2 protein-coding genes are annotated in these 2,554 nt (G+C 70.3%); both read left to right on the forward strand.

The window, feature by feature from the left end; all coding sequences use genetic code 11:
* Nucleotides 1-189: 189 nt before the first annotated feature.
* Complete coding sequence (gene mtrA, locus G6020_RS12155) at nucleotides 190-879, forward strand: MtrAB system response regulator MtrA (protein ID WP_179526178.1); 690 nt, start codon at nucleotides 190-192, stop codon at nucleotides 877-879.
* Nucleotides 876-2,554, forward strand: a 1,679-nt coding sequence (mtrB, locus tag G6020_RS12160) for an MtrAB system histidine kinase MtrB (protein ID WP_182610810.1), incomplete at its 3' end; no start/stop codon positions are given. The genes mtrA and mtrB, both read left to right, overlap by 4 nt.

The following is a 2,554-nucleotide window of genomic DNA, read 5'->3' on the forward strand; positions in this document are numbered from 1 at the left end:
CGCATGGCGCTCGCCCTGGCGGGTGCTGGGCGTCGACCCCGACGTGCGGCGGTTGGCGGACCTCGTGGTCGGCTCGTGAGCCGTCGGCGCCACGGATTCCCCGGCCACCGAGCCGAGCCGTGGGCCCGGCCCGTCGGTGCGGCCGGGTAAGGTCTCCATGGACACATGCCGACACTCACGCCGACACAAGTGGTGACAATGACCCCGAAGATCCTCGTCGTCGACGACGACGCCGCACTGGCAGAGATGCTCACCATCGTCCTGCGGGGCGAGGGGTTCGAGACCGAGGTCGTGGGCGACGGCGTCCAGGCCATCGAGACCTTCCGGGCGGTCCAGCCCGATCTGGTCCTGCTCGACCTCATGCTCCCGGGCCGGAGCGGGATCGACGTGTGTCGGGACATCCGCGGCGAGTCCAGGGTGCCGATCGTCATGCTCACGGCCAAGACGGACACCGTGGACGTGGTCCTGGGGTTGGAGTCCGGAGCCGACGACTACATCATGAAGCCGTTCAAGCCCAAGGAGCTCGTGGCCCGCATCCGGGCGCGTCTGCGCCGGGGTGAGGACGAGCCGAGTGAACTCCTGCACATCGGTGATGTGACGATCGACGTGCCCGCCCACACCGTGACGCGTGAGGGCACGCCGATCCCGCTCACGCCGTTGGAGTTCGACCTGTTGGTGGAGCTCGCCCGCAAGCCCCGCCAGGTCTTCACCCGCGAGGTCCTGCTCGAACACGTCTGGGGCTACCGTCACTCGGCCGACACCCGGCTGGTCAACGTGCACGTCCAGCGCCTGCGCGCGAAGATCGAGAAGGACCCGGAGAACCCCGAGGTCGTCCTCACCGTGCGCGGAGTCGGGTACAAGGCCGGTCCGGTCTCGTGACCGCACGTCGTCCGGACGACGCGGCGGCGTCCTCCGGCGACGAGCGCGACACCCGGGACATGACCGACTCGTCGTCGACCCTCCTGGAGCGGATCCGGGACCTGGACCTCACCGTCCTGGGGATGCGGTTCGCGCGCATGTGGCGGCGATCCCTCCAGCTCCGGGTGGTCACCTCGACCCTCGCGCTGTCCATGGGCGTGATCCTCACGATCGCGTTCATGCTGCAGAGCCAGATGGCCGCGCAGTTGCTCTCGACCAAACTTGACGCCGCGGTCGAGCAGGCGGGCCGGCTGCGGGTCACCGTCGAGGCGCAGATCGCCGCGACCGACGAGGGGACCAGTGAGCAGTCCCGCCTCGACCAGGCGCGCAGCGCACTGGGGGAGCGGGGCATCGCCTCCGACGGGGAGTCGGTGCACGCGGGCACCTTCGACCCGATCCTGGTGGTGCCCGACCAGACCGGGCGCGGGCAGGTCGTCAGCCCGGCCGACTCGCAGGTGCCCCCGGAGTTGCAGTCGCTGGTCCAGCGGGGCCGGGTCGCCTACCAGTACGTCACGGTAGATTTCCGGGGAGAGCCCGCCAAGGCGCTGATCATCGGGACGCCGACGGACTCGTCGATCCCCGGGCTCGAGCTCTACCTGGTCTATCCGCTCATCGCCGAGGAACAGACGCTCGGGATCATGCGCGGGATCGTCGCGACCGCCGGCCTGGCGATCATCGTGCTCAGTGCGGCGATCGCGTGGATGGTCGCACGGCAGGTGGTGCTGCCGGTCCGCCAGGCGGCGTCGATCGCGCAGCGGTTCGCCAACGGTCACCTCAAGGAACGGATGGTGATCCGGGGAGAGGACGACGTCGCCCGACTGGCGATGGCGTTCAACGACATGGCACAGAGCCTGTCCGACCAGATCACCCAGCTGGAGGAGTTCGGCGACCTGCAGAAGCGTTTCACCTCGGACGTCTCGCACGAGCTGCGCACCCCGCTGACCACTGTCCGGATGGCGGCGGACATCATCTCCGACTCCGCCGGTGACCTCGACCCCCCGACCAAGCGGGCCGTCGAGCTGCTGGAGTCCGAACTCGACCGGTTCGAGAGCCTTCTCACCGACCTCCTGGAGGTCTCCCGCCACGACGCCGGAATGGCAGAGCTCTCGGTGACCGCGCTGGACGTGCGGGGGGCGGTCGAGGACGCGGTGTCCACCGTGTCGCACATCGCGGAGTCGGCGGGCGTACAGGTCGAGCTGGACATGCCGGCCGAGCCGGTGGTGGCCGAGGTGGACTCCCGACGTGTGGAGCGCATCCTGCGCAACCTGGTGGCCAACGCACTCGACCACTCGGAGTCCAAGCCCGTCCGGGTGACCCTCCGCGGGTCCGAGGCGGCGCTCGCGGTCTCGGTGCGCGATCACGGCGTGGGGCTCAAGCCCGGCGAGGAGTCGCTCGTGTTCAACCGCTTCTGGCGGGCGGATCCCTCCCGGGTCCGTCGGTCGGGCGGGACCGGACTCGGTCTGGCGATCGCGCTCGAGGACGCCAAGCTGCACGGCGGCCGGCTGGACTGCTGGGGCAGCCCCGGGGAGGGGTCGTGCTTCCGGCTGACCATCCCCCGGCGCCACGGGGGCACCCTCACCTCGAGCCCGCTGCCGTTGACCCCGGAGGACGAGGCGCGGCTGGTGAGCACCGGGTC

This window comes from Dietzia sp. B19 (genome assembly GCF_014145155.1).
Classification (GTDB): domain Bacteria; phylum Actinomycetota; class Actinomycetes; order Mycobacteriales; family Mycobacteriaceae; genus Dietzia; species Dietzia natronolimnaea.